The organism is gamma proteobacterium symbiont of Scutellera amethystina, from assembly GCF_059730845.1.
Genome location: NZ_AP035935.1, coordinates 3,300,446 through 3,325,845 on the forward strand (window position 1 = coordinate 3,300,446; position 25,400 = coordinate 3,325,845).

Genomic DNA, 25,400 nt, shown 5'->3' on the forward strand with positions numbered 1-25,400 from the left:
TCTCTTACCTCTTAAGCCAGACGCGGGTTAACTTTATCGGCATCGATGTTGAATTTCGCGATCGCATCCGCCACCACTTTCTTCTCGATTTCGCCGCGTTTAGCCAGTTCACCCAGGGCTGCAACCACTACGTATGACGCATCCACTTCGAAGTGGTGACGCAGGTTTTCGCGGCTGTCTGAACGGCCGAAACCATCGGTACCCAGCACGCGATAATCGCTGGCTGGCACGTAGCTGCGAACCTGCTCTGCGAACAGCTTCATGTAGTCGGTCGATGCCACCGCCGGCGCGTCGTTCATCACCTGAGCGATGTACGGTACGCGTGGAGTTTCCGTTGGGTGCAGCATGTTCCAGCGCTCACAATCCTGACCGTCGCGTGCCAGCTCGGTGAACGAGGTCACGCTGTAGACGTCAGAACCGATGCCGTAATCCTTCGCCAGGATCTGTGCCGCTTCGCGCACGTGACGCAGGATAGAACCTGAGCCCAGCAGCTGCACTTTGCCTTTGCTGCCTTCTACCGTCTCCAGCTTGTAGATACCCTTACGGATACCCTCTTCCGCACCCTGCGGCATCGCAGGCATGTGGTAGTTTTCGTTCAGCGTGGTGATGTAGTAGTAAATATTTTCCTGCGCTTCGCCGTACATACGTACCAGACCGTCATGCATGATGACTGCCACTTCGTACGCGTAAGACGGATCGTAAGAGATACAGTTCGGGATAGTCAGCGACTGAATGTGGCTGTGACCATCTTCGTGCTGCAGACCTTCGCCGTTCAGCGTGGTACGACCGGACGTGCCGCCCACCAGGAAGCCGCGCGCCTGCTGGTCGCCTGCCAGCCACATCAGATCGCCGATGCGCTGGAAACCAAACATCGAATAGTAGATGTAGAACGGAATCATCGGCAGGTTGTTGGTGCTGTAAGAGGTCGCCGCCGCCAGCCAGGAAGACCCTGCGCCCAGCTCGTTGATCCCTTCCTGCAGAATCTGGCCTTTCTCGTCTTCTTTATAGTAAGCAACCTGCTCACGGTCCTGCGGCGTATACTGCTGGCCGTTCGGGCTGTAGATACCAATCTGACGGAACAGACCTTCCATACCAAAGGTACGCGCTTCGTCCGCGAGGATCGGCACCAGACGATCTTTGATCGACTTGTTCTTCAGCATCACGTTGAGCGCACGCACGAAGGCGATGGTGGTAGAGATCTCTTTGCTCTGCTCTTCCAGCAGCGCACTGAACTCTTTTAGCGCCGGCATTTCCAGCTTTTCGCTGAACTCAGCCTGACGGGTTGGCAGATAGCCACCCAGCTTCTCGCGCTGGCCGTGCAGGTAGTTGTACTCTTCTGAGCCTTTTTCGAAGGTCACATACGGCAGTTGTTCGATCTTGTCGTCAGCCACTGGCACGTTGAAGCGATCGCGGATGTAGCGAACGCCATCCATGTTCATCTTCTTAACCTGGTGCGCGATGTTCTTACCTTCCGCGGTGTCACCCATACCATAGCCTTTGATGGTATGCGCCAGGATCAGCGTTGGCTGACCTTTGGTCTCCTGCGCTTTCTTCAGTGCCGCGTAGATTTTCTTCGGATCGTGACCACCACGGTTCAGGGCGAAGATCTCTTCGTCTGACCAGTCTTTCACCAGCGCTGCGGTCTCCGGGTATTTACCGAAGAAGTGCTCGCGCACGTACGCACCGTCGCGTGATTTGAAGGTCTGATAGTCGCCGTCAACGGTTTCGTTCATCAGCTGAATCAGCTTGCCGCTGGTATCTTTCTTCAGCAGCTCGTCCCAGCGTCCGCCCCAGATCACTTTGATCACGTTCCAGCCAGCACCGGCAAAGATGCCTTCCAGCTCGTTGATGATCTTACCGTTACCGGTGACCGGACCGTCGAGGCGCTGCAGGTTACAGTTGATGATGAACACCAGGTTATCCAGCTTCTCACGGGTAGCGATGGTGATCGCCCCTTTGGATTCTGGTTCGTCCATCTCGCCATCGCCAAGGAAGGCGTAAACGGTCTGCTTAGAGGTATCTTTCAGGCCGCGGTGTTCCAGATATTTCAGGAACTTCGCCTGATAGATGGCGTTCAGTGGGCCGAGACCCATCGACACGGTCGGGAACTGCCAGAAGTCCGGCATCAGTTTTGGATGCGGATAGGAAGAGAGACCGTTGCCGTGGACTTCCTGACGGAAGTTGTTCATCTGCTCTTCAGTCAGACGTCCTTCAAGGAACGCACGAGAGTAGATGCCCGGAGAAATGTGGCCCTGGAAATAGACCAGATCGCCGCCATCCTGCTCGCTACGCGCGCGGAAGAAGTGGTTGAAGCACACTTCATAAATGGTGGCAGAAGACTGGAAAGACGACAGGTGACCACCCAGCTCCAGATCTTTCTTCGACGCACGCAGAACCGACATAATGGCGTTCCAGCGGATTGCGGAACGGATACGACGTTCAAGAGAGGTGTTCCCCGGATATTCCGGCTCATCTTCGACCGCAATGGAGTTGATGTAGTTGCTGACGGCATTGCCGCCCGCTGCCACTTTCACACCGCCTTTGCGTGCAGCACTCAATACCTGATCAATCAGATACTGCGCGCGCTCAACACCTTCTTCACGGATGACCGATTCGATCGCCTGTAGCCAGTCACGAGTTTCGATCGGATCCACGTCATTCTGTAAACGTTCTGACATGGGGTGTATTCCTTATCTGTGTCTAATACGTTGAATTATCAGGAGCCTGTCTGCTTGTGCTTTGCTTCTGATTCACAGCACAAGAAGACAGGCCCGTCGTTTATGTCGCACGTTCATTGCCGTGCGTTATTCCTTACGTTGCTGTAAACGACGCAGGGAGCGTTCACGACGGCTCTGCTCCCGACTTCTGTCCAGCAAGATTTCCTCAATGAACGCCAGGTGACGATGGGATGCCTCGCGTGCTTGTTCTGGCTCACGAGCCACAATCGCCTCAAAGATACTGGCGCGGTGACCGCTCACTTTCGCCAGCATTTCGCGGCGAGCGTAGAGCAATTCGAAATTCTGACGGACGTTCTGTTCCAGCATAGGGCCCATCGAACGCAGCAAGTGCAGCAGCACCACATTATGGGCGGCTTCTGTGACAGCGATCTGATACTTCATGACCGCATCGGCCTCAGCATCTAAATCGCCGCTGTCCTGCGCCTGCTGGATGTTGACGTGACAGTCGCGAATACGCTGCAGGTCTTCATCGGTGCCGCGCAGCGCAGCGTAGTAGGCCGCAACGCCTTCCAGCGCGTGGCGGGTTTCCAGCAGGTCAAACTGGGATTCAGGATGTTCAGCAAGCAGGCCGACCAGCGGGTCGCTCAGGCTTTGCCAGAGGTTCTGCTGTACGAAGGTGCCACCACCCTGACGGCGCAGCAGCAGGCCTTTGGCTTCCAGACTCTGGATCGCTTCGCGCAGCGATGGACGTGAGACATCAAACTGTTTGGCCAGTTCACGCTCGGGAAGCAGTTTTTCACCCGGCTGGAGCGTCCCTTCCATAATCAGGGATTCCAGCTGCTGCTCGATTGCATCGGAGAGCTTGGGTTGGCGAATTTTACTGTAGGCCATCATCCCTTCTTATGAGCCAAACGTCCGGAGTAAATTGGTAATACCAATTGAAAAATGGTGCCCGTAAAGTAACAAAGTATTCACCTTGTGTCTATATGGCCCCCCGCACACTTTCACCGCAGACACCGGTTACCGTGCGCTAACTTACCGGGATCTGGCAGAAAAGCGTCTCAGCGCGGCAAATGTTAACAGATTTCACTTTTACCAAACCTTACACTGCATTAGCGCGCATCAGGCTGCGTAGCCATAAGCGAATGCTATTCGTGTTTAAGCCTTATTCATGGCAGAAATAGCGCAAGGGAAGCGCAGAGGATGCTGCTGCTTTTTCAGCCATCTCTCAGCACAAAAAGCAAAAGCAGGTGCAAAGCGGCGCGCTTATCACTATTCTGGTCGCCAGGGTAGCTCAGGCTTGCACACAGCCCGCCGGATACCGTAAAGAAAAACGTACACAGATAGAACAGCCTTACAGTGCGCGCACTGCAGGTGCACAATAACAACATCATGAGGTTTGTATGGAACAACAGCATGGCGAAACGCTGCATCGCGGCCTGAAAAATCGCCATATTCAGCTGATTGCGCTGGGCGGTGCCGTCGGTACCGGTCTGTTTCTGGGTAGCGCATCAGTGATTAAATCGGCCGGTCCGGCCGTGATTCTCGGCTATGCCATCGCCGGTTTTATTGCCTTCCTGATCATGCGCCAGCTCGGCGAAATGGTGGTGGAAGAGCCGGTGGCCGGCAGCTTTAGCCACTTCGCCTATAAATACTGGGGCAACTTTGCCGGCTTTGCCTCCGGCTGGAACTACTGGGTGCTGTATGTGCTGGTGGCGATGGCTGAACTCACCGCCGTCGGCAAATATATTCAGTTCTGGTGGCCGGAATTCCCCACCTGGGCCACTGCGGCTATCTTCTTTGTGGTGATCAACGCCATCAACCTGACCAACGTTAAAGTGTTCGGTGAGATGGAGTTCTGGTTCGCGATTATCAAAGTGGTGGCGGTCATCGGTATGATCCTGTTTGGCGGCTGGCTGCTGTTTAGCGGCAACGGCGGCCCACAGGCCAGCGTCAGCAACCTGTGGAACCAGGGCGGTTTCCTGCCGCACGGCGTCAGCGGGCTGGTGATGATGATGGCGATCATCATGTTCTCCTTTGGCGGCCTTGAACTGGTGGGTATCACCGCCGCAGAAGCCGACAATCCACAAGAGAGCATCCCTAAAGCCACCAACCAGGTGCTGTGGCGTATCCTGATTTTCTACATCGGCTCGCTGGCGGTATTGCTCTCGCTGCTGCCATGGACGCGCGTCACCGAAGAGACCAGCCCGTTTGTGCTGATCTTCCACGAACTGGGTGATGCGCTGGTGGCGAATGCGCTCAACGTGGTAATCCTGACCGCCGCGCTGTCGGTGTATAACAGCTGCGTTTACTGTAACAGCCGCATGCTGTTCGGCCTCGCGCAGCAGGGTAACGCGCCAAAAGCGCTGCTGAAAGTGGATCGTCGTGGTGTCCCGGTGGCGACCATTCTGGTCTCGGCGGTAGCCACTGCGCTGTGCGTGTTGATTAACTATCTGATGCCGGGCGAAGCCTTCGGCCTGCTGATGTCGCTGGTGGTCTCCGCGCTGGTCATCAACTGGGCGATGATCAGCCTCGCGCACCTGAAATTCCGCAAGAAGAAAGATCAGCAGGGCGTGACCACCCGTTTCAGGGCGGTGCTGTATCCGCTGGGTAACTGGATCTGCCTGCTGTTCCTGGCGGCCATTCTGGTGATCATGCTAATGACGCCGGGCATGGCGATTTCAGTGTGGCTGATTCCGGTGTGGCTGCTGGTGCTGGCCGTGGGTTATACCGTTAAAAATCGGGTACAGAAAGCCTGATGCTTCACCGGGCCCGGCACGCTGCTGCCGGGCCGATCCGCTTCACACTTTTCCCCGCCCGCGTATTTTGTCCATCATCCTGACCGATTGTTCCCCACCAGGTTACTGATTTAACGCTGATAATTTTTGCTCCACTTGTCGCAGGAGACGACTGATGAAAGGAGCAGCCCTCTCGTTCAGAGAAAAACTGGGATACGGCATGGGTGACGCCGGATGCAACATGATCGGCGGTGCCATCATGCTGTTCCTCAACTACTTCTACACCGACGTATTTGGCCTCGCCCCGGCGCTGGTCGGCACGCTGTTACTGTCGGTACGGGTGCTGGATGCGGTGACCGACCCGATAATGGGCGCGATCGCCGACCGCACGCAGAGCCGCTGGGGACGCTTTCGCCCGTGGCTGCTGTGGATATCGCTGCCCTACGTGCTGTTCAGCGTGCTGATGTTTACCACCCCGGACTGGAGCTACGACAACAAGGTGATTTGGGCATTTGTCACCTATTTCCTGATGTCGCTGACCTACACCGCCATCAATATTCCTTACTGCTCGCTGGGCGGCGTCATCACCAACGATCCCGGTGAACGCGTCTCCTGCCAGTCATACCGCTTTGTCATGGTGGGCATCGCCACGCTGATCCTCTCGCTGTCGCTGCTGCCGATGGCCGAGTGGTTTGGCGGCGACAACAAAGCACGCGGCTATCAGCTGGCGATGAGCGTGCTGGCGCTGATTGGCCTGGTGATGTTTCTGTTCTGTTTTGCCACGGTGCGCGAGCGTATTCGTCCGGCAGTACCGAGCAACGATGATCTGAAGAAAGATTTGCGCGATGTATGGAAGAACGATCAGTGGGTGCGCATTCTGCTGCTGACGTTCTGTAATGTCTGTCCCGGTTTTATTCGCATGGCCGCCACCATGTATTACGTCACCTGGGTGATGGGCCAGTCGACGCACTTTGCGACGCTGTTTATCAGCCTGGGCGTCATCGGCATGATGCTGGGCAGCACACTGGCGAAAGTCCTCACCGATCGCTGGTGTAAGCTGAAAGTGTTTTTCTGGACCAACATTGCGCTGGCGCTGTTCTCCAGCGGCTTTTACTGGATCGATCCGCACGCCACCGTCACCGTGGTGATCGCTTATTTCCTGCTGAATATCCTGCACCAAATCCCGTCACCGCTGCACTGGTCGCTGATGGCCGATGTCGATGACTACGGCGAATGGAAAACCGGTAAACGCATCACCGGAATCAGCTTCTCCGGCAACCTGTTTTTCCTCAAGGTCGGACTGGCGGTAGCGGGTGCCATGGTCGGGTTTTTATTGTCGATGTATGGCTATGACGCAGCGGCGAAGCAGCAGTCTGCCAGCGCGCTCAACGGTATTGTGCTGCTGTTTACCCTGATCCCCGGCGTCGGCTATCTGATCACCGCCGGCGTGGTGCGCCTGCTGAAAGTGGACCGCGCGCTGATGCGCACCATCCAGCAGGATCTCGCCCTGCGTCGCGCCAACTTCCATGACCTGTCCGCCCCCGTTCGCCGCGCGACTTCACAACCAGGAGAAATTAAATGAGCTGGCCTAACCCGTTTATTACGCAACGTGCCGATCCGTTTATATTGCGCCACGGCGATGGCTACTACTTTATCGCTTCGGTGCCCGAGTACGATCGGCTGGAGCTGCGCTATGCCAGCACGCTTAACGGCCTGATTACCGCCCCGGCCACAACCGTGTGGCGTAAACCGGACAGCGGTCCCTGCAGCGCCCTGATCTGGGCACCGGAACTGCACCTGATTAATGGCCAGTGGGTGATTTACTTCGCCGCCGCGCCGTCCCGCGAAATTAAAGAGGGGCTGTTTCAGCACCGTATGTACGCGCTGGTATGTGATGATGCCGATCCGCTCAGCGGTCACTGGCAGCCGTGCCGCCGCGTGCAAACCCACCTCGATACCTTCGCCCTCGACGCCACCCACTTCGTGCATCAGGGTAAAAACTGGTATCTGTGGGCGCAAAAAGACCCGGCGATTCCCGGTAACTCCAACCTGTATCTGGCGGAGTTACTGAATCCGTGGACGCTGAAAACCCAGCCGCTGATGCTCAGCCGGCCGGAGTATGAGTGGGAGTGTGCCGGCTTTAGCGTCAATGAGGGACCGGCGGTGATTCGCCATGGCGAGCGGCTGTTTGTCACCTACTCAGCCAGCGCCACAGACGAAAATTACTGCCTCGGCATACTGAGTATTGACGCGCAGGCCGATCCGCTCGACATCAGTGCATGGCACAAATCGGCGCGGCCGGTATTTGCCACCAGCTGGGATAATCACCAGTACGGTCCGGGGCATAACAGTTTTACCGTGGATGAAGCAGGACAGGATGTGCTGGTGTATCACGCGCGGAATTACACCGAAATTGAGGGCGATCCGCTGTGGGATCCCAACCGCCATACGCGGCTTAAATATTTTGCCTGGCGCGAAGACGGCACACCGGATTTCGGCGTGCCGCCTGCCGATCACACTAACGTGCCGTAGATGGTCAGCAGCGCCACTACCACGACCAGTACCAGCGAAACGCGTTTGGCCAGCGCCACGGCGACCCGTGGCGTTTCCACTTTATCCAGATGCGGATCGCGCGCCAGCGAGAACTGCGCCAGGCTGGTCAGCACCTGATACTGTGGACGATGCACATCGCTGAGCGCAGCAAACCATGCCGGCAGCGCACGCTCGCCGTGGCCGAGCAGCGCATAAGCCACACCGGCCAGCCGCACAGGAATCCAGTCCAGCACGTGCAGAATGCGATCGATGCCGGACTGTGCGCGTTCCAGCGGGGAACGGTGTTTTGCCAGCCAGCTCTGCCAGGCGCGCAGAAACGCATACCCCACCAGCAACACTGGCCCGTAGGGGCCACCGACCACAAACCAGAACAGCGGCGCAAGATAGAAGCGGAAATTAATCCAGATCAGCGCGTTTTGCAGCGCCTGCAGAAATTCGCGCTCGCTACAGTCAACCGGCACGCCGTGAATCAGCGTCAGCTCTGCCGCCATCGCCTGATGGGCCGCTTCATCATCGTGGCTCGCCGCTTTAAGATACTGATGATAATGCAGCCGCACCGAGCCGGCACCAATGCACAGCAAACCGACCACAATCCAGAACAGCAGCTGCGCCACGCCAAACAGAATGCCCTTCAGGCTCCACACCACCAGCCAGACCAGCAGCATGGCGATCACGGTCATCAGCAGCGTACGCAGCAACGAGAAGCGCTGGCGACCGCGAAACAGCGGCTCAAGCCGATGATCCAGCTGCCAGTGTTCACCTAATTTAAAAAGGCGTTCCCAACCCAAAACTAACAACAAACTAAACAACGTCATACCTGCTCCTGCGGTGTCAGGGGTGCTCCTGCCCGATAGCCTGTTTATAGCGTATCCAGTCAAATGCCGGACCGGGATCGGTCTTGCGTTCCGGCGCAACATCGCTGTGACCGGTGATACGCTGCGGCGTCAGCGGATAATGCTGCATCAGCAGGCGGGTAACCTGCTGCAGCGTAGCGTACTGGTCATCGGTGTAGGGCAGCGTGTCAGTGCCTTCCAGCTCAATGCCCATGGAAAAATCGTTGCAGTTTTCCCGTCCGGCAAACTGCGAAATGCCGGCATGCCAGGCGCGCTGGTCAAAGGAAACATACTGTACCAGCTCACCGTCACGGCGAATCAGACAGTGCGCCGCCACGCGTAACTGGGCGATATCCGCAAAATAGGGATGCGCATCAGCCGGTAGCGTACCGGTGAACAGCTGGTCGATCCACGGACCGCCAAATTCGCCCGGCGGCAGACTGATGTTATGAATGATCAGCAGCGACGGCGCTTCGTTATCCGGCCGCGCATTGAAGTGCGGCGACGGCACCTTGCGTGCGCTCGTGATCCAGCCGTGTTCCAGTTTCATGCCTGTTATCCTGAACAAAATCTGGCTGAGAATACCATGATTCCACCTCGCTGCTTGTGACTTAATGCGTTATGGCATCAGTAAGTTAAGGATACTAAACATTTCACCTGGCGTGTCTGGCAATAGCTGCAAAATCAGGCTAAGGTGAGCGCACGTAATCCGCAGGGTGGAGCCGCAAAATCATGGTGTCGCGTCGTTATAATCCCGAACATCGTCGTCAGGAATTGCTTAAACGTATTCAGCTGGATATCCCGGAAACCGTGGCGCGTGCGCTCCAGGAGGATTTAGGCGGTGACGTTGACGCTGACTGCGACATCACCGCCCAGCTGTTGCCGCAGGCGGCGCAGGCTGAAGCGCGCGTTATCACCCGCGAAGCCGGTGTTTTCTGTGGTAAACGCTGGGTGGAAGAAGTGTTTATCCAGCTGGGCAATAACGTTTCCATTACCTGGCACGTCGAAGACGGCCAACCGCTGGTGGCCGATCAGCTGCTGTTTGAATTAAAGGGACCGGCGCGGTTGCTGCTGACGGCAGAACGCACCGCGTTAAACTTTGTGCAGACGCTCTCCGGCGTGGCGACAGCCGTGAACCGCTATGTGGCGCTCTTGTCTGGCAGCAATACCCAGCTGCTGGATACGCGCAAAACCCTGCCCGGCCTGCGCACCGCGCTCAAGTATGCGGTGCTGTGCGGCGGCGGGCAGAATCATCGCCTGGGCCTGTCCGACGCTTTCCTGATCAAAGAAAACCACATCATTGCCAGCGGTTCGGTCAGTAAAGCGGTGGAGAAAGCCCTGTGGCTGCACCCGGATGTGCCGGTCGAGGTGGAAGTGGAAAGTCTCAGCGAACTGCAGCTGGCGCTGGCGGCCGGCGCCGACATCATCATGCTGGATAACTTCACGCTGGCAATGATGCAGCAGGCGGTTACGCTGACGGCGAAGCGCGCACTGCTGGAGGTGTCCGGCAACGTGACGGAGACGACGCTGCCGCAGATCGCCGCCACCGGAGTGGATTATGTCTCGGTAGGCGCGCTGACTAAGCATGTGCAGGCGCTGGATCTGTCGATGCGTTTTCGCGAAGTCTGACGTAAGGCCATGCCGCCGGCGCTGGCGGCAAATTGCGAGCCGGCTTCCATCATCATGTGGCTTCGCCTGTAACGCGCTACATTGTCTGCGCGCCCCTTTCCGGGATTGAAACGCGCCCCCTTCCGCTTTTCCCTGCCCTTTCTTACCGTTGTGGCTCCACAACAAGGAGCCTCATTATGGATAAACAACGCGGTTTTACCCTGATCGAGCTGATGATTGTCATCGGTATCGTCGCCATCCTCAGCGCTATTGGCCTGCCCGCTTACCAAAATTATCTGCAACGTGCCGCGCTGACCGACATGCTGCAAACCATGGTGCCCTATAAGACTGCCGTGGAGCTGTGCGCCATCGAGCGCGGCGGACCGGCGCAGTGTCAGGCCGGCGAGCGTGGTATTCCCGCCGCCAAAGGCTCGCGCTATGTGGCGAACCTGAGCGTGGTCAATGGTGCCATTACGCTGACCGGCCAGGAGAGCCTGACGGGGTTAACCGTTGCAATGTTGCCGATATGGAATGCGGCGGAAGGCGCACTCAGTTGGCAACGCAGCTGCACCAGCGACAACGCCAGCCTGCGCGACAGCTGCCTTGAGCAGTTCCGCTTTGCCGACAAGGAAGAAAACAATGGATAAGCCGGATAGCGCCCTGCAGGCGCTGTGTGCCCGCTATCAGGCCGTGATACTGCACCATGACGCCATGCACTTGCGCGTGGCGGTCGCGGACGCGCCAGACCCGCTGTTGTTAGAGGCGCTGCAGTTTGCCAGCCAGTGCGCAGTCGAGATCGAGTGCTGGCCCGCCGCACGGCTGGAGCAGCTGCTGCACCAGCCCGAAAGCAGTGCGGCACCGCGCGAACAGGCTAGCGCCGAGTCCGCCATTCACGCGGTGGATCAGATTCTGCGCCAGGCCATACAGCGACGCGCCTCCGATGTGCACTTTGAACCGCAGCGTCACGGGCTGCGCGTGCGGCTGCGGATTGACGGCGTGCTGCATCCGCTGCCGCAGTTACCGGATGCCCCACCCGCCGCCGTGCTGGCACGCTTGAAAATCCTCGGCGGTCTGGATATCGCGGAGCGTCGGCTGCCGCAGGATGGCCAGTTCAGTCTGGAGATGGATGACAAACCGGCGGCGTTCCGCCTGTCGACCCTGCCGGTCAGCCAGGGTGAAAAAGCGGTGGTACGCCTGCTGCAAAGCGAAAACAGCGCCATTGCGCTCGATAAGCTGGGCATGCCGCTACCACAGCTGCGCCTGCTGAAAAACGCGCTGGCCAAACCGCAGGGGCTGATTCTGGTCACCGGCCCAACCGGCAGCGGTAAAACCTTTACGCTGTACAGCAGCCTGAGCGCCCTCAACGTGCCGGAGAAAAACGTCTGCAGCGTGGAGGACCCGCTGGAAATTCCGCTACAGGGGATTAACCAGACGCAGGTACAGCCACGGAGCGGTCTCGACTTTAACCGCGTCCTGCGCGCGCTGCTGCGGCAGGATCCGGACGTCATAATGATCGGTGAAATCCGTGATGCTGAAACCGCCAGCATCGCCGTAAAAGCGGCGCAGACCGGACATCTGGTGCTCTCGACTTTGCACACCAACTCGACGGCCGAAACCCTGACCCGCCTACGGCAGATGGACATTCCCGGCTATCTGCTTGGCCCGGCGCTACAGCTGGTGGTGGCGCAGCGGCTGGTGCGCCGTTTGTGCGTGCACTGCCGTCAGCCGGGCCAGGCGATTGCCCACCTGCCCGGCGACATGTGGCCCGGCACGCTGCAAACCTGGCGTGCCCCCGGCTGCGATCACTGCTTCTCGGGTTATTACGGCCGCCTGGCGCTGTTTGAAATCCTGCCGATGAGCAGCAGGTTGCAGAACGCTATCTCGGCTGATATGCCGCTGGAGCACCTGCTGACGCTGGCTGCGGAGCAGGGAATGAAAACACTGCTGACCGCCGGGCTGGAGGCGGTGAGCCGCGGCGACACCTCTTTCGAGGAGATGCAGCGCGTGGTGGGCCTTGGCAATGGCTAATCGCTACCAGTTTCACTGGCAGGCACTGGACAGCATGGGCCTGCTGCAGGAGGGCGAGTCGCTGCAGCCCACGCAGGATGCCCTGCTCGGCCAGCTGGGCGATCGCGGCATGCTGGTGGTGAGCTGGCAGCGCGGGAAATGCTGGCGCGCGCGCGACTGGAAGTGGCAGCAGAAAATTGACCTGATGCGCCAGCTGGCGACGTTGCTGAAAGCCGGGCTGCCGCTGGCGGAGAGTCTGACATTGCTGGCCAGCGGCCATCCTCACGCAGGCTGGCGCGTGCTGCTGAGCCTTCTGCAACAGCGGGTCATGGCCGGAGAGCCGTTTTCTCAGGCGCTGCGTGCCTGGCCAGATATTTTCCCGCCGCTGTTTCCGGCGCTGATGCAGGTGGGTGAGCTGACCGGACAACTGGACGAGTGCTGCCGCCAGCTGGCACTACAGCAGAGCAGGCAACAGTTTCTGCGCCAGAAAGTGGTGAAAGCGTTGCGCTATCCGCTGTTCATCCTGCTGGTAGCGCTGGCGGTCAGCGCCGGGATGCTGCTGTTTGTACTGCCGGAATTTGTTGCGGTGTACGCCAGCTTTGACGCACCGCTGCCGGCCTTTACCGCCGGCGTGATGGCGCTGTCGGCACTGTTGCAGCAGGCGGCGCTGCCGCTGCTGTTGTGCGGTGTGGCGTCCGGGTGGCTGGCGCGTCTGACCTATCGACGATCCGTTGCGTGGCAAAAGCGCAGCCAGCAGTGGCTGCTGCGGCTTCCGCTGCTGGCCCCGTTGTGGCGCGGCGGTCAGCTCAGCCAGATATACGCGATTCTGCAACTGACGCAGCAGGCCGGACTGACGCTGCTGCAAAGCCTGCAGGCGGTGGAGGTGACGCTGGCCGCACGACTGTGGCGCGATGCCATCGTGGCGTTACAGCAACACATTGCTGCTGGCGCGCCGCTGTATCAGGCGCTACAGGGACATCCGCTGTTTACGCCGCTGTGCGCTCAGCTGATCCGCGTCGGTGAAGAGGCCGGTGCGCTGGATGTGATGCTGGCGCGGCTGGCGGAGTGGCACGAAGCGCAAACGCTGACGCGCGCAGACAGCCTCGCCGCTTCGCTGGAGCCGTTAATGATGGTAGTGATTGGCGGCATTGTCGGCACGCTGGTGATTGCCATGTATCTGCCGGTATTTGGTCTGGGAGACGCCATACGTTAAACGGGCGCACGCGGCGCCCGTTGCGGCACATCAACGGTTAAAGACGCGGTTTTCCTGCTCTGCCACACGAATAAAGGTCGTGCGTTTGGTCAGCTCTTTCAGGCGCTCTGCGCCGACGTAAGTACAGGCCGAACGCAGTCCGCCGAGGATATCTTTCACCGTCTCCGCGACCGGTCCACGCAGCGGCAGACGAACAGTTTTACCTTCTGCGGCGCGGTAGCCCGCCACACCGCCTACATGACGTTTCATCGCGGATTCGGAGCTCATGCCGTAGAACAGCATAAACTGCTCGCCCTGCTCTTCAACAAGAGTGCCTTCGCACTCATCGTGTGCCGCCAGCATGCCGCCGAGCATCACGAAGTCAGCGCCGCCGCCGAACGCCTTGGCGATATCGCCCGGCACGGCGCAACCGCCATCGCTGACAATCTGCCCACCGAGGCCGTGCGCCGCATCAGCACACTCAATCACCGCGGAGAGTTGCGGGTAGCCAACGCCGGTTTTGACGCGCGTGGTGCAGACCGATCCCGGGCCGATTCCCACCTTCACAATGTCGGCACCGGACAGAATCAGCTCTTCGACCATTTCACCGGTCACCACATTCCCGGCACAAATGGTTTTCCCCGGGAAGCTTTCCCGCGCGCGCTGCAGGAAGGCAACAAAGTGCTCGGAGTAGCCGTTTGCCACATCAATACAGATAAAATTGAGTTGGGGCGACAGCGCGAGAATCGCGCTTAACTTTGTGAAATCTGCTTCTGAGGTGCCGGTGGAGACCATCACGTGGCTGAGCACCGTGGCCGGTACGCGCTGGATAAAGGTCTGCCACGCTTCAACACTGTAGTGCTTGTGAACGGCGGTCAGCACGTTAAAGCCAGCCAGCGCTTCGGCCATGGTAAAGGTGCCGACGGTATCCATGTTGGCGGCAATCACCGGAACGCCGGACCAGGCGAGGCCTGAATGTTTGAAGGTGAACGTACGTTCCAGCTCAACCTCGGAACGGCTTTTCAGCGTGGAGCGTTTCGGGCGGATCAATACATCTTTAAAGCCCAGTTTTACATCTTCTTCGATACGCATAGCAGAGTGTCCTGGTTAGTGACGACGAACCGCAGTTCGGGTAGCGCTCACGGCTCCAGTGTCGTTATCATACGCGCCATTCGTTCCGCGACAAGACTGCGAATTTCACTTTATTTAAGCTACAATCCGTTAAATTTAGCTGAGAAAACCGATTGTGATCGGGCTCTCATCACGCTGCGGCAGATGAGAAAAATGTTGAGAGAACGCTATGCCTTTTACCGTTGCACTGACCGGCGGCATTGGTAGTGGTAAAAGCACCATTGCTAACGCTTTTGCCGCGCTGAACGTCGACATCATTGATGCCGATGTGATTGCCCGCGAGGTGGTTGAACCGGGCACACCTGCGCTCAATGCGATTGTGAAACGCCATGGAGAATCGATTCTGACCGCAGAAGGCACGCTTTATCGCGCGCGGCTGCGGGAAATTATTTTCCAGCAGCCGCAAGAGAAAAACTGGCTCAATCAACTGCTGCACCCGCTGATTAACGCCCGTACCCAGCAGCTGAAGGCGCAGGCAGCTTCGCCTTACGTCATGTGGGTAGTGCCGCTGCTGGTAGAAAATGGTCTGCAGCATCAGGCTGATCGGGTATTAGTCGTGGATGTCGATGAGGCCACGCAGCTGCAGCGCACCCGCCAGCGTGATGGTATCTCTCTCAGCCAGGCGCAACGGATTCTTGCCGCGCAGGCCAGCCGTCAGCAGCGTTTAGCCTGCGCGGATGACATCATAGATAACAGCGGCACGCCGGAACAGGCTTTGCCGCGCGTTGCTGAACTTCACCAGCGCTATTTACGCCTGGCAGCAACCGGACGGGATTAATATCATGAGCACAGTGGTTCTGTTTGAACACCCATTGAATGAGAAAATGCGCACCTGGCTGCGCGTGGAGTTTTTGATTAACCAGCTGGACGAAACGCTGCCGGTCAACAGCTCGGTTGCCGCACTGGGTGTATTTCGTATTATTGGCGACTTGCTGGATATCTTCGAACGCGGCGATATGCGCACCGAGCTGTTAAAAGAGCTGGAGCGTCAGCAGCAAAAACTGCGTGCCTGGCTGGATGTGCCGGGTGTCGATGAACACACCGTCAGCCAGCTGCGCGAACAGCTAAAGCAGCAGTCCAGCGAGCTGATGGCCGCGCCGCGCATGGGTCAGCAGCTGCGCGAAGACCGGCTGATTGCCTCCGTACGTCAGCGCCTGAGCATTCCCGGCGGCTGCTGCAGTTTTGATCTGCCGGGTTTACACATCTGGCTGCACCAGCCACAGGCGCTGCGCGATACCCTGGTGAATAGCTGGCTGGCCTCGCTCGATCCGCTGCGCAACAGCCTGACGATGATCCTCAACCTGATTCGTCAGTCAGGCGTGTTTCGCCATCAGACCAGCCTCAACGGCTTTTATCAGGATAACGCCGAAGGATCCGACCTGCTGCGCCTGCAGCTGACGCTGGAAGATGCGCTCTATCCGCAGGTCTCTGGTCATAAAAGCCGCTATGCCATCCGCTTTTTACCGCTCGATAGCGAACGCGGCGAAGTACCGGCGCGACTGAATTTTGAATTAGCCTGTTGTTAGAGGATGTTATGCAGGAAGAGATGATTACCGTACCTTGCCCCAACTGCGGTAAAGCCGTGATGTGGGATGAACTCAGCCCGTGGCGCCCGTTTTGCAGCAAACGCTGTCAGTTGATCGATCTGGGTGAGTGGGCCGCTGAAGAGAAACGCATTCCCAGCAGCGGAGACATGACGGAGAGTGACGACTGGAGTGAAGAGCAGCCGTAATCGGCAGGGGCACGCAGCCCCTGAGTTTAAATCTCGCCCGCCACTAAGCGGGCAATCAGGGCGTGGTTGGCAGGTGGAAATTCATCGGCCAGCAAATCACGCTGCTCGACCCAACGCTGCGGCTGACCTTCGCGTCCCCACGGCTCACCCTGCCAGCCCTCCACCAGGAAGAAATGCAGCGTAACACGCAGGTCATCGTAACTGTGGTCGGCCTGACCAATCGCTTTCGCCGCCGTCACTTCAATACCGGTTTCTTCCATCAGCTCACGTTTTAACGCCTGTTCTGCGCTTTCGTGCTGTTCAATTTTTCCGCCCGGGAACTCCCATTTGTTGGCCATGTGGGAGCTTGCTGCGCGCTGGGCAAGAAAGATCTGACGACTGGCATTGCGAATGATGCCCACCGCAACCTGCAGGTGTTTCATAAGCTGGATTCCGCTTGTAGTGAGTGAGCGCTGATTTTAAAGCAGACGCCGGACGATGTTAACTGCTGTCGGCTTCACCGCGATCCTGTCGCACAGATTCCAGTTATTAAGACAGGTCGTAATGATCGCACGGCGCCATGTTGGGAATACTCGCAGCCACTTTACTCTAGCCAGGCCGACTACACATGGAACGCAAACTAACAACGTTTCTGGCGCAAGACGCACAGAAACAGATGAATACCTTACGCCATTTGGTTTTTCACGACATCCTGACGCTCGACAGCGCGCAAAACACCTTAACCTGGTGGCCAGAACAGAAGACCATCCCGCTTAATGAAGCGCAGAAGCGCTTCTTCTCCTGCCTGCTGCTGCGCATCACCTCGAAACGGCAGATTATTGCCACGGTATGGAATGAGAGCTATCCGGGGATCAGCGACAACAACTATCACCAATTGCTGTTTCAGAGCCGGGCGTTGCTGAAACGCTATGGTTTGCCGGATGGGCTGCTGGTTACGCTGCCCTATCATGGCGTGCGGCTGAATGAGGAGAAGCTGATGGCGATTACCCGCTAATCAGCCAAAGAAAAAGGAGCCCGCGGGCTCCTTTTTGTTATCAGGCCAGACGACCGTGACACTGTTTGTATTTTTTACCTGAGCCGCATGGGCACGGATCGTTACGTCCCACTTTCCGCTCACCGCCCTGTGCCGCCAGTGCAGCGGCCGCTGCGGTGTCGTCATCGACGTGACTGAGCTGCTGCTGCTGTGCCAGACGCTCTGCTTCTTCACGACGCTGCTGCTCCATCGCTTCTACTTCTTCCGGCATCCGCACCTGCACTTTGCTCAGGGTGCTGATCACTTCGTACTTCAGCGACTCCAGCATCGCGGCAAACATGGCGAAAGATTCACGTTTGTACTCCTGCTTCGGATCCTTCTGCGCATAGCCACGCAGATGGATACCCTGACGCAGATAGTCCATCGCCGCCAGATGCTCTTTCCACAGCGAATCGAGCGTTTGCAGCATCACGCCTTTTTCGAAGTTGCGCATCATTTCTGCGCCGACCACTTCTTCTTTCGCCACATAGTTTTCACTGGCGCGGCTCATGATGCGCTCACGCAACGTCTCTTCATGCAGATCCGGCTCTTTATCCAGCCACTCGGCAATCGGCAGATCCAGATCGAAATCATTGCGCAGACGCTCTTCCAGCCCCGGGACGTCCCACATCTCTTCCAGCGACTGCGGCGGAATGTAAGTGTCGATAGTGGCTTTGAACACATCTTCACGGATGCTGTTGATGGTGTCCGAAACGTCAGAGACATCCAGCAGTTCGTTACGCTGGCTGTAAATGGCGCGGCGCTGATCGTTAGCGACGTCATCGTATTCCAGCAGCTGTTTACGGATATCGAAGTTGCGGCTTTCCACTTTGCGCTGCGCATTAGCAATCGCTTTGGTCACCCACGGATGCTCAATCGCTTCACCCGGCTTCATACCCAGCTTACGCATCATGTTGGACACACGATCGGAGGCAAAGATACGCATCAGCGCATCTTCCATCGACAGATAGAAGCGCGAAGAACCGGCGTCACCCTGACGACCCGCACGGCCGCGCAGCTGGTTATCGATACGGCGTGATTCGTGGCGTTCGGTACCGATAATGTGCAAACCGCCTGCCGCCAGCACCGCATCATGGCGCAGTTTCCACGCCGCCTTGATGGCTTCAATCTGCTCTTCCGTCGGGTTTTCCAGCGCGGCCACTTCCGCCTGCCAGCTACCGCCGAGCATGATGTCCGTACCACGACCGGCCATGTTGGTCGCGATGGTTACCGCGGCTGGCTGACCTGCCTGCGCCACGATATCCGCTTCGCTGGCGTGGAACTTGGCGTTCAGTACGCTGTGCTTAATACCCGCGCGCGTCAGCTCCTGAGATACCACTTCCGATTTTTCAATCGAGATGGTGCCCACCAGTACCGGCTGCCCGTTAGCCGTACAGGTGCGAATATCTTCGATAATGGCGTCGATCTTCTCTTTCTCGGTCATGTAGACCAGATCGGCCATATCTTTACGCACCATCGGACGGTTGGTCGGCACCACGATGGTATCGAGTTTATAGATGGAGCTGAATTCAAACGCTTCAGTATCAGCGGTACCGGTCATACCGGCCAGTTTCTCGTAGATACGGAAGTAGTTCTGGAAGGTGATGGAAGCCAGCGTCTGGTTTTCATTCTGGATCTCCACACCCTCTTTGGCTTCGACCGCCTGGTGCAGGCCATCAGACCAGCGACGTCCCTGCATGGTACGACCGGTGTGTTCATCAACGATGATCACCTCGCCATCCTTCACGATGTAGTCAACGTCGCGGGTGAACAGTGCATGGGCGCGCAGTGCTGCCGTCACGTGGTGCATCAGCATGATGTTGGTCGGCGAGTAGAGTGATTCGCCCTCATCCATGATGCCCTGACTGACCAGCAGCTCTTCCACTTTCACCAGACCGCGCTCGGTCATGTGCGCCTGACGGGCTTTTTCATCCACCCAGAAGTCACCTTCGCCCTGGAAGTTATCCGAGTCTTCTTTTTCCTGGCGCACCAGATGCGGAATGATTTTGTTGACCTTGATATAGAGATCGGAGCTGTCTTCGGCCGGACCCGAGATAATCAGCGGCGTACGCGCTTCATCGATCAGGATCGAGTCCACCTCATCCACCAGCGCATAGTGCAGTTTACGCTGTACGCGCTCTTCCGGACTGAAGGCCATGTTATCGCGCAGATAATCGAAGCCGTATTCGTTGTTGGTGCCGTAGGTGATATCGGCTGCATACGCAGCGCGCTTAGCCACCGCCGGCATGCCCGGCAGGTTGATACCGACTGTCAGACCAAGGAACTCAAACAGCGGACGGTTGTTTTCGGCGTCACGCTGCGCCAGATAGTCGTTGACGGTCACAACGTGCACGCCCTTACCGCTCAGCGCGTTCAGGTAGGCTGGCAGCGTCGCAGTCAGGGTTTTACCCTCACCGGTACGCATCTCCGCGATGCAGCGTTCGTTGAGCACCATGCCGCCGATCAGCTGCACGTCAAAGTGGCGCATGCCAAACACGCGCTTACTGGCTTCACGCACGGTGGCGAAGGCTTCAGGAATCAGGCTCTCCAGCGTTTCACCTTTTTTCAGGCGCTCGCGGAATTGATCGGTTTTCGCTTTCAGTTCGTCGTCAGACAGTTTGACGAACTCCGGCTCCATCTTATTGATGACATCGACCACTTTACGCATGCGGCGCAGAGTACGATCATTGCTGCTACCAAAAACTTTCGTTAACAATTTGATTAACATAATAAATTTATCTCAATTCAGCCGTAACAATACGGGCTGCAAAGGCAAAAAACAGAAAAAGGAAAATAACGTTAGCGTTAAGCAATGAAAGGTCCGGCGCGGATGCCATGAATAGCAGCCTGCCAGTCAGCAGAAGAGTGAACGTTGGGCGAAACATGATGCGCTCGCGACGGCGGTGCCATCGTGGCTAAAGGTTGCGCGGGTGAAGTCAGCAGCGCCTGCAGCGAGTCAATCAGAGCCAGCTTTTGCGCCGCCAGCGGCAATGCATGTTCCGCTTCCGCTGTTGCGGGCGGCGTCATGCTGAATGAGAGATGGCGAATGACGGTGCGGATGGCGTGCTGATGCCAGTAATCAACGTTGAAACTGGGGCGACGCGCGCTTTCCTGCAGGCGAATCAGGTGATCAAACCGCACCACCTTGCCGGTAAACAGGCTGCTGACCGGCGAATCGCTGCTGGTGGGCTCTGCGCTTTGTGCACAGGCAGGCAGGCCGAGACTGGCCGCCACCATTCCCAACAGGAGATGAGGCCAGAAATAGCGTCTGCCGAGTTGTCGCCAGCGTGAAAAAATCCCGATCACCTTTTGTCCATCATGCCAGTCATTAAGCGCTAAGCCAGAGTTACGTTACGCACCCTGCTTACATGAGCGCCAGATAATAGCACTTATGTGGGGCTTCGACATCAGGGATTAAAGGGCTTACGGCGGATTTCACGTTTTTTTGCGCAGGGTTTGATCACTGACAACAGGGTTTTGCGAGCGGGATTACAGCGCCAGCGGCGGGCAATAAAAAACGGCGGGTTCCACTGACCGGAGAGGGTGTCAGGGAAGCCCGCCGTTTGATGGCTGACTTATTAAGCCAGCACTAAATTTGGCGCTTTGAAGGCCAGTGGCAGTTCAGCTTCGTCTTCGAAGGTCGCCCATTCCCAGGCTTCCTGCTTCGCCAGTACCGCCTGCAACAGTTTGTTGTTCAGCGCATGGCCGGACTTGAACGCAGAGAATGCGCCAATCACGTTATGACCACACATGAACAGGTCGCCGATGGCGTCCAGCATTTTGTGACGCACGAACTCATCTTCAAAGCGCAGGCCATCTTCATTCAATACGCGGAAGTCATCGAGGCCAATCGCACAATCTAAACTACCGCCCAGGCACAGGCCTTTAGACTGCAGATATTCGATTTCACGCATAAAGCCGAAGGTGCGCGCACGGCTAATCTGACGCACAAAGGATTCAGCCGAGAAATTGAGCTGGTAACGCTGCGAGCTTGAGTCGATCGCCGGATGTTTGAAGTCGATGGTGAAGTCGAGTGAAAAACCGTTGTACGGTTTGATCTCGGCCCACTTATCGCCATCTTCAACCCGTACCGTTTGCTTCACGCGCACGAATTTCTTCGCACTGTTCAGCTCTTCGACACCGGCATCCATCAGCAAATAAACAAAAGGCGCGGCACTGCCATCCATAATCGGAATTTCTGGCGCATCGACTTCAACAATAATGTTGTCGATACCCAGACCTGCCAATGCAGCATTCAGGTGTTCAACCGTCGAAATACGCACGCCTTCATCATTCACCAGGCAGGTACTCAGCATGGTGTCGCGCACGTATTTTGCATCAGCCGGGAAATCAACCGGTGGATTCAAGTCAGTGCGACGATAGATGACCCCGGTATTAGCCGACGCAGGGCGTAAAGTCAGCGTGACTTTTTTGCCGGTATGCAAACCGACGCCAGTCGCCTGAACAATACGTTTTAATGTCCTTTGTTTGATCATCGCATTATCTCGCAATATTACCCATCCGACCGCCAGTATAAATTACCGGCGGGCGAATACTTTAGCACAAAGAGCGGAGAATCCCAATTCTCAGGATATTCTTAGTCTGCCTGTTTACGCAGGAAGGCTGGAATATCAAGATAGTCAGGCTCTTTGCTGGATGACGCTGGCTGGTCATTCACCACTTTCGCGGCCGGTTTCTGCTCCTGCGGCAGCGGCGCCATGCCGTGCTGCTGGTAGCGATGATCCATGACCGGCTGAGTCGCAGGCTTGTTAGTCACCAGAGTGATTTCCGGACGTTTGTCCATGCCGATACCGGTCGCCACCACGGTGACGCGCAGCTCGTCGTTCATCTCTGGATCCAGCGAGGTACCGATAACCACGGTCGCGTTGTCCGAGGCGAAGGCGCGGATGGTGTTACCCACGGTTTCGAACTCATCCAGGCGCAGGTCGAAGCCCGCCGTGATGTTGACCAGCACGCCACGCGCACCCGACAGATCGATATCTTCCAGCAGCGGGCTGGAGATCGCCATTTCGGCCGCTTCTTCAGCACGGTCTTCACCACAGGCAACGCCAGAACCCATCATCGCGTAACCCATTTCTGACATCACGGTACGCACGTCGGCGAAGTCGACGTTCATCAGACCCGGACGGGTAATCAGTTCTGCGATACCCTGCACCGCACCTTTCAGCACGTCGTTAGCCGCACCGAAGGCATCCAGCAGAGAGATACCACGGCCCAGCACTTTCAGCAGCTTGTCGTTAGGAATGGTGATCAGTGAATCAACATGCTTAGACAGCTCAGCGATACCCTGCTCAGCAAACGCCATGCGTTTTTTCCCTTCGAAGTTGAAGGGCTTCGTCACCACTGCAACCGTCAGGATACCTAAATCTTTGGCTACTTCAGCCACCACAGGAGCTGCACCGGTACCAGTACCGCCACCCATGCCCGCGGCGATAAACACCATGTCTGCCCCTTCCAGCGCAGAACGCAGTGCTTCGCGATCCTCTTCCGCCGAGGTACGGCCGACTTCCGGGTTAGCACCCGCACCGAGACCTTTGGTGATATTGGTCCCGATCTGAATCGTCTGGCCGACCGCCGTTTTACGCAACGCCTGTGCGTCGGTATTCACAGCGAAGAATTCCACACCTTCGATACGCTCGCGTACCATGTGCTCTACGGCGTTGCCACCGCCACCGCCGACGCCGATGACTTTAATCACCGCGTCATTGGTTAATTCCATAGGTTCAAACATGATTTCTCTCCGTTATGTGCCTGTCGCCTGGAGATCATAAACATTGCCTGATGATCTCCTTTTTCAAAAAATTAAAACTCTTTCTTCAGCCAGCTGTTGATGCGTTTAAACCAATTGCCCACTGAAGCACGTTTTTCCGTTTCTGCATCACCGTTCATGTGTGACTCTTTGCCGTAATGCAGCAGGCCAACCGCCGTCGAGTAGTACGGCTCCTGCGCATAATCCGTCAGGCCGGTGATGTTAAGCGGCTGACCGATGCGCACCTGGGTGTGGAACACCCGCTGTGCACAGGCCGCCAGACCTTCAATCTGCGCCGCACCGCCGGTCAGCACAATACCGGCTGCCAGATGATGCTTCACGCCCTGCTGGCGCAGTTGCTCCTGCAGTTGCAGAATCTCGTCGTTCACCAGATTCAGCAGTTCGGTGTAACGCGGCTCAATCACTTCTGCCAGCGTCTGGCGCTGCAGGCTGCGCGGCGGACGTCCACCCACGCTCGGCACCTCGACGTTTTCGTCTTTGCCGACAATCGAACCCAGCGCACAACCATGACGCACTTTAATCGCTTCGGCGTCGGTTGGCGGTGTGCCAAAGGCATAGGCGATGTCGCTGGTCACCACGTTCCCGGCATAGGGAATCACTTTGGTATGACGCAGCGCGCCGCCGGTGTACACCGCGATATCCATTGTACCGCCACCGATGTCAACAACACAGACTCCCAGCTCACGTTCATCTTCGGTCAGCACCGAAAAACTGGATGCCAGTCCGGCAAAAATCAGTTGGTCAACTTTCAGGCCACAACGTTCAACGGCTTTCACGATATTTTTTGCCATATCGTTGTGGCAGGTGATGAGATGCACCTTGGCCTGCATACGCACGCCGGAAAGGCCAACCGGATTTTTGATGCCTTCCTGATAATCGATGGCGTATTCCTGTGGAATCACATGCAGAATACGATGTTCGTCGCGCACGCGAACGGATTTCGCCGTATGCACCACGTTTTCCACATCATCCTGAGTGACTTCCTCTTCGGAAATCGGAACCATCCCGATTTCGTTCTGACAACTAATATGTTTGCCCGATAAAGCAAGGTATACCGACGAAATCTGGCAGTCTGCCATCAATTCCGCCTGGTCGATGGCGCGCTGAACGCACTTCACCACCGACTCCAGATCGTTCACGCCGCCTTTGTCCATACCGCGGGACGGGCAGCTGCCGACGCCAATAATGTTGACCATACCATCGGGCAGAATTTCCCCAACCAGGGCGGCGACCTTCGCAGTGCCGATTTCAAGTCCTACTACCAGTTTTCTGTCCGTTGCCTTGATCATTGTGGTTTAGCCTGTGCCTGGTTTTGTTGCTGATTACTGTCCTGTGGCTCAATCGGTGCCGGTACCCAGCCTACTGCGGCGCCGGAGTCATAGCGTAGATCAACATAGCTGATACGCTGGTTCTGATTCTGGCCCTGCTGCTGCAACTCCGGATAGAGCTCAATAAAACGGTTCAGACGCTTCATGGTGTCGCTGCGCCCCAGTTCGATGCGCACATCGTCGCTGGTCACCAGCTGCCACGAGCGCCGCGCCGTCATCGACGCGACCTTCAGGGTAAACTTACTGGCCCGCAGCACATCACTCATGGTGTGATAGCCGGCCAATACCTCTTTCTCACTGCCTTCCGGCCCATACAGCATCGGCAACGTCTCTTTGCCGATGTGGCTGGCCGGGACGCTGAAGGAGACGCCATCGGCGTCCACCATGTGCGAGTCATTCCAGCGTGCCACCGGGACGTACTCCACAAGGTTTATCTTCAGCTCATCAGGCCACTGCTTGCGCACGCTAACCTGTTTAATCCACGGTAAACGCTCGATCTGCTGCTGGATAATATCCACGTTCTGCGACATGAACGTTCCCGGCGCGCCGAGCGATAAAATCGCCTGACGAATATCATCGTGCGTGGTGTAGTGGGTTTCGCCCGTCACCACCAGCTTCGACAGCGGCAGACGCGACGCATCATTCATCCACTTCAGCACCACGAGGCCGCCAGCCACCATGATGCCCATCACCAGCAGCAGGAACACGATGCCAAACAGCCGTGCTCCGTTGCTCCGTCCGGAGCGCGCACGCTCCTGAGGTTCGCGATTTCTAACGCGCAGTGCCGCCTGAGACAT

23 protein-coding genes are annotated in these 25,400 nt (G+C 57.3%); 11 read left to right on the forward strand and 12 right to left on the reverse strand.

Features of this window, described 5'->3' with window-relative positions; translation table 11 throughout:
* Positions 1–11 precede the first annotated feature (11 nt).
* Positions 12–2,678 (reverse strand): pyruvate dehydrogenase (acetyl-transferring), homodimeric type, encoded by a 2,667-nt coding sequence (gene aceE / locus AC6I79_RS15580; RefSeq protein ID WP_159377306.1) that lies wholly within the window; start codon positions 2,676–2,678, stop codon positions 12–14.
* Between the two features lie 126 nt (positions 2,679–2,804).
* On the reverse strand, positions 2,805–3,569 hold the full coding sequence (gene pdhR, locus AC6I79_RS15585; RefSeq protein ID WP_021507539.1) for a pyruvate dehydrogenase complex transcriptional repressor PdhR: 765 nt from the start codon (positions 3,567–3,569) through the stop codon (positions 2,805–2,807).
* A gap of 512 nt (positions 3,570–4,081) precedes the next feature.
* Here pdhR and aroP point away from each other — a divergent pair.
* The 3 genes from aroP to AC6I79_RS15600 all read left to right on the forward strand — a co-directional run bounded on the left by aroP (position 4,082) and on the right by AC6I79_RS15600 (position 7,948).
* Positions 4,082–5,437 (forward strand): aromatic amino acid transporter AroP, encoded by a 1,356-nt coding sequence (gene aroP / locus AC6I79_RS15590; protein WP_058759500.1) that lies wholly within the window; start codon positions 4,082–4,084, stop codon positions 5,435–5,437.
* 154 nt (positions 5,438–5,591) lie between these two features.
* Entirely contained in the window at positions 5,592–6,998 is a 1,407-nt protein-coding gene (locus AC6I79_RS15595; protein ID WP_031279699.1) for a glycoside-pentoside-hexuronide (GPH):cation symporter, read from the forward strand.
* Positions 6,995–7,948, forward strand: coding sequence for a glycoside hydrolase family 43 protein (locus AC6I79_RS15600; protein WP_058770611.1), 954 nt, complete (start codon positions 6,995–6,997; stop codon positions 7,946–7,948). The genes AC6I79_RS15595 and AC6I79_RS15600 overlap by 4 nt, the downstream gene beginning before the upstream one ends.
* Here the strand turns inward: AC6I79_RS15600 and ampE are convergent.
* Positions 7,930–8,784: a beta-lactamase regulator AmpE gene (gene ampE / locus AC6I79_RS15605; protein WP_031279700.1), complete on the reverse strand. Its 855-nt coding sequence runs from the start codon at positions 8,782–8,784 to the stop codon at positions 7,930–7,932. The genes AC6I79_RS15600 and ampE overlap by 19 nt on opposite strands.
* Before the next feature lie 16 nt (positions 8,785–8,800).
* Positions 8,801–9,352, reverse strand: a complete 552-nt coding sequence (gene ampD, locus AC6I79_RS15610; protein WP_104094010.1) for a 1,6-anhydro-N-acetylmuramyl-L-alanine amidase AmpD — start codon at positions 9,350–9,352, stop codon at positions 8,801–8,803.
* Between the two features lie 182 nt (positions 9,353–9,534).
* Between ampD and nadC the strand changes: the two genes are divergently transcribed.
* From nadC to hofC, 4 genes are all read left to right on the forward strand, one after another.
* Positions 9,535–10,431 carry a carboxylating nicotinate-nucleotide diphosphorylase gene (gene nadC / locus AC6I79_RS15615; RefSeq protein ID WP_498027369.1) on the forward strand — a complete coding sequence of 299 codons (897 nt, stop codon included), beginning with the start codon at positions 9,535–9,537 and terminating at the stop codon, positions 10,429–10,431.
* Positions 10,432–10,607: 176 nt separating this feature from the next.
* On the forward strand, positions 10,608–11,057 hold the full coding sequence (gene ppdD, locus AC6I79_RS15620; RefSeq protein ID WP_021507545.1) for a prepilin peptidase-dependent pilin: 450 nt from the start codon (positions 10,608–10,610) through the stop codon (positions 11,055–11,057).
* Complete coding sequence (gspE, locus tag AC6I79_RS15625; RefSeq protein ID WP_159377307.1) at positions 11,050–12,438, forward strand: type II secretion system protein GspE; 1,389 nt, start codon at positions 11,050–11,052, stop codon at positions 12,436–12,438. Before ppdD ends, gspE begins: the two co-directional genes overlap by 8 nt.
* Positions 12,431–13,630: a protein transport protein HofC gene (gene hofC / locus AC6I79_RS15630; RefSeq protein ID WP_159377308.1), complete on the forward strand. Its 1,200-nt coding sequence runs from the start codon at positions 12,431–12,433 to the stop codon at positions 13,628–13,630. The genes gspE and hofC overlap by 8 nt, the downstream gene beginning before the upstream one ends.
* A 30-nt stretch (positions 13,631–13,660) precedes the next feature.
* On the opposite strand, the gene AC6I79_RS15635 is transcribed toward hofC, so the two are convergent.
* The gene (locus AC6I79_RS15635; RefSeq protein WP_021507548.1) at positions 13,661–14,701 is read right to left on the reverse strand and encodes a GMP reductase; all 1,041 of its coding nucleotides are present in this window, start codon (positions 14,699–14,701) and stop codon (positions 13,661–13,663) included.
* A gap of 208 nt (positions 14,702–14,909) precedes the next feature.
* On the opposite strand from AC6I79_RS15635, the gene coaE reads away from it, so the two are divergent.
* Genes coaE through yacG form a run of 3 tightly spaced genes read left to right on the forward strand, consistent with a single transcriptional unit; the run spans position 14,910 to position 16,472 of the window.
* Positions 14,910–15,518 carry a dephospho-CoA kinase gene (coaE, locus tag AC6I79_RS15640; protein WP_088516649.1) on the forward strand — a complete coding sequence of 203 codons (609 nt, stop codon included), beginning with the start codon at positions 14,910–14,912 and terminating at the stop codon, positions 15,516–15,518.
* A 4-nt stretch (positions 15,519–15,522) separates the two neighbouring features.
* Positions 15,523–16,266 carry a cell division protein ZapD gene (gene zapD / locus AC6I79_RS15645; RefSeq protein ID WP_031279701.1) on the forward strand — a complete coding sequence of 248 codons (744 nt, stop codon included), beginning with the start codon at positions 15,523–15,525 and terminating at the stop codon, positions 16,264–16,266.
* A gap of 8 nt (positions 16,267–16,274) precedes the next feature.
* Positions 16,275–16,472, forward strand: a complete 198-nt coding sequence (gene yacG / locus AC6I79_RS15650; RefSeq protein ID WP_058770616.1) for a DNA gyrase inhibitor YacG — start codon at positions 16,275–16,277, stop codon at positions 16,470–16,472.
* A gap of 26 nt (positions 16,473–16,498) precedes the next feature.
* On the opposite strand, the gene mutT is transcribed toward yacG, so the two are convergent.
* Positions 16,499–16,894, reverse strand: a complete 396-nt coding sequence (gene mutT / locus AC6I79_RS15655) for an 8-oxo-dGTP diphosphatase MutT (RefSeq protein WP_058774821.1) — start codon at positions 16,892–16,894, stop codon at positions 16,499–16,501.
* 185 nt (positions 16,895–17,079) lie between these two features.
* Here mutT and AC6I79_RS15660 point away from each other — a divergent pair, with 185 nt between their 5' ends.
* Complete coding sequence (locus AC6I79_RS15660; RefSeq protein WP_021507552.1) at positions 17,080–17,466, forward strand: winged helix-turn-helix domain-containing protein; 387 nt, start codon at positions 17,080–17,082, stop codon at positions 17,464–17,466.
* A gap of 40 nt (positions 17,467–17,506) precedes the next feature.
* On the opposite strand, the gene secA is transcribed toward AC6I79_RS15660, so the two are convergent.
* The 6 genes from secA to ftsQ all read right to left on the reverse strand — a co-directional run bounded on the left by secA (position 17,507) and on the right by ftsQ (position 25,400).
* Positions 17,507–20,212, reverse strand: a complete 2,706-nt coding sequence (secA, locus tag AC6I79_RS15665) for a preprotein translocase subunit SecA (RefSeq protein WP_159377309.1) — start codon at positions 20,210–20,212, stop codon at positions 17,507–17,509.
* A gap of 77 nt (positions 20,213–20,289) precedes the next feature.
* The gene (gene secM / locus AC6I79_RS15670; RefSeq protein ID WP_132466702.1) at positions 20,290–20,790 is read right to left on the reverse strand and encodes a secA translation cis-regulator SecM; all 501 of its coding nucleotides are present in this window, start codon (positions 20,788–20,790) and stop codon (positions 20,290–20,292) included.
* A gap of 272 nt (positions 20,791–21,062) precedes the next feature.
* Positions 21,063–21,980: a UDP-3-O-acyl-N-acetylglucosamine deacetylase gene (gene lpxC / locus AC6I79_RS15675; protein ID WP_031279703.1), complete on the reverse strand. Its 918-nt coding sequence runs from the start codon at positions 21,978–21,980 to the stop codon at positions 21,063–21,065.
* 101 nt (positions 21,981–22,081) lie between these two features.
* Positions 22,082–23,236: a cell division protein FtsZ gene (ftsZ, locus tag AC6I79_RS15680; protein ID WP_021507556.1), complete on the reverse strand. Its 1,155-nt coding sequence runs from the start codon at positions 23,234–23,236 to the stop codon at positions 22,082–22,084.
* Positions 23,237–23,307: 71 nt separating this feature from the next.
* Positions 23,308–24,564 carry a cell division protein FtsA gene (ftsA, locus tag AC6I79_RS15685; RefSeq protein ID WP_013507861.1) on the reverse strand — a complete coding sequence of 419 codons (1,257 nt, stop codon included), beginning with the start codon at positions 24,562–24,564 and terminating at the stop codon, positions 23,308–23,310.
* Positions 24,561–25,400 (reverse strand): cell division protein FtsQ, encoded by an 840-nt coding sequence (ftsQ, locus tag AC6I79_RS15690; protein WP_058770619.1) that lies wholly within the window; start codon positions 25,398–25,400, stop codon positions 24,561–24,563. The genes ftsA and ftsQ overlap by 4 nt, the downstream gene beginning before the upstream one ends.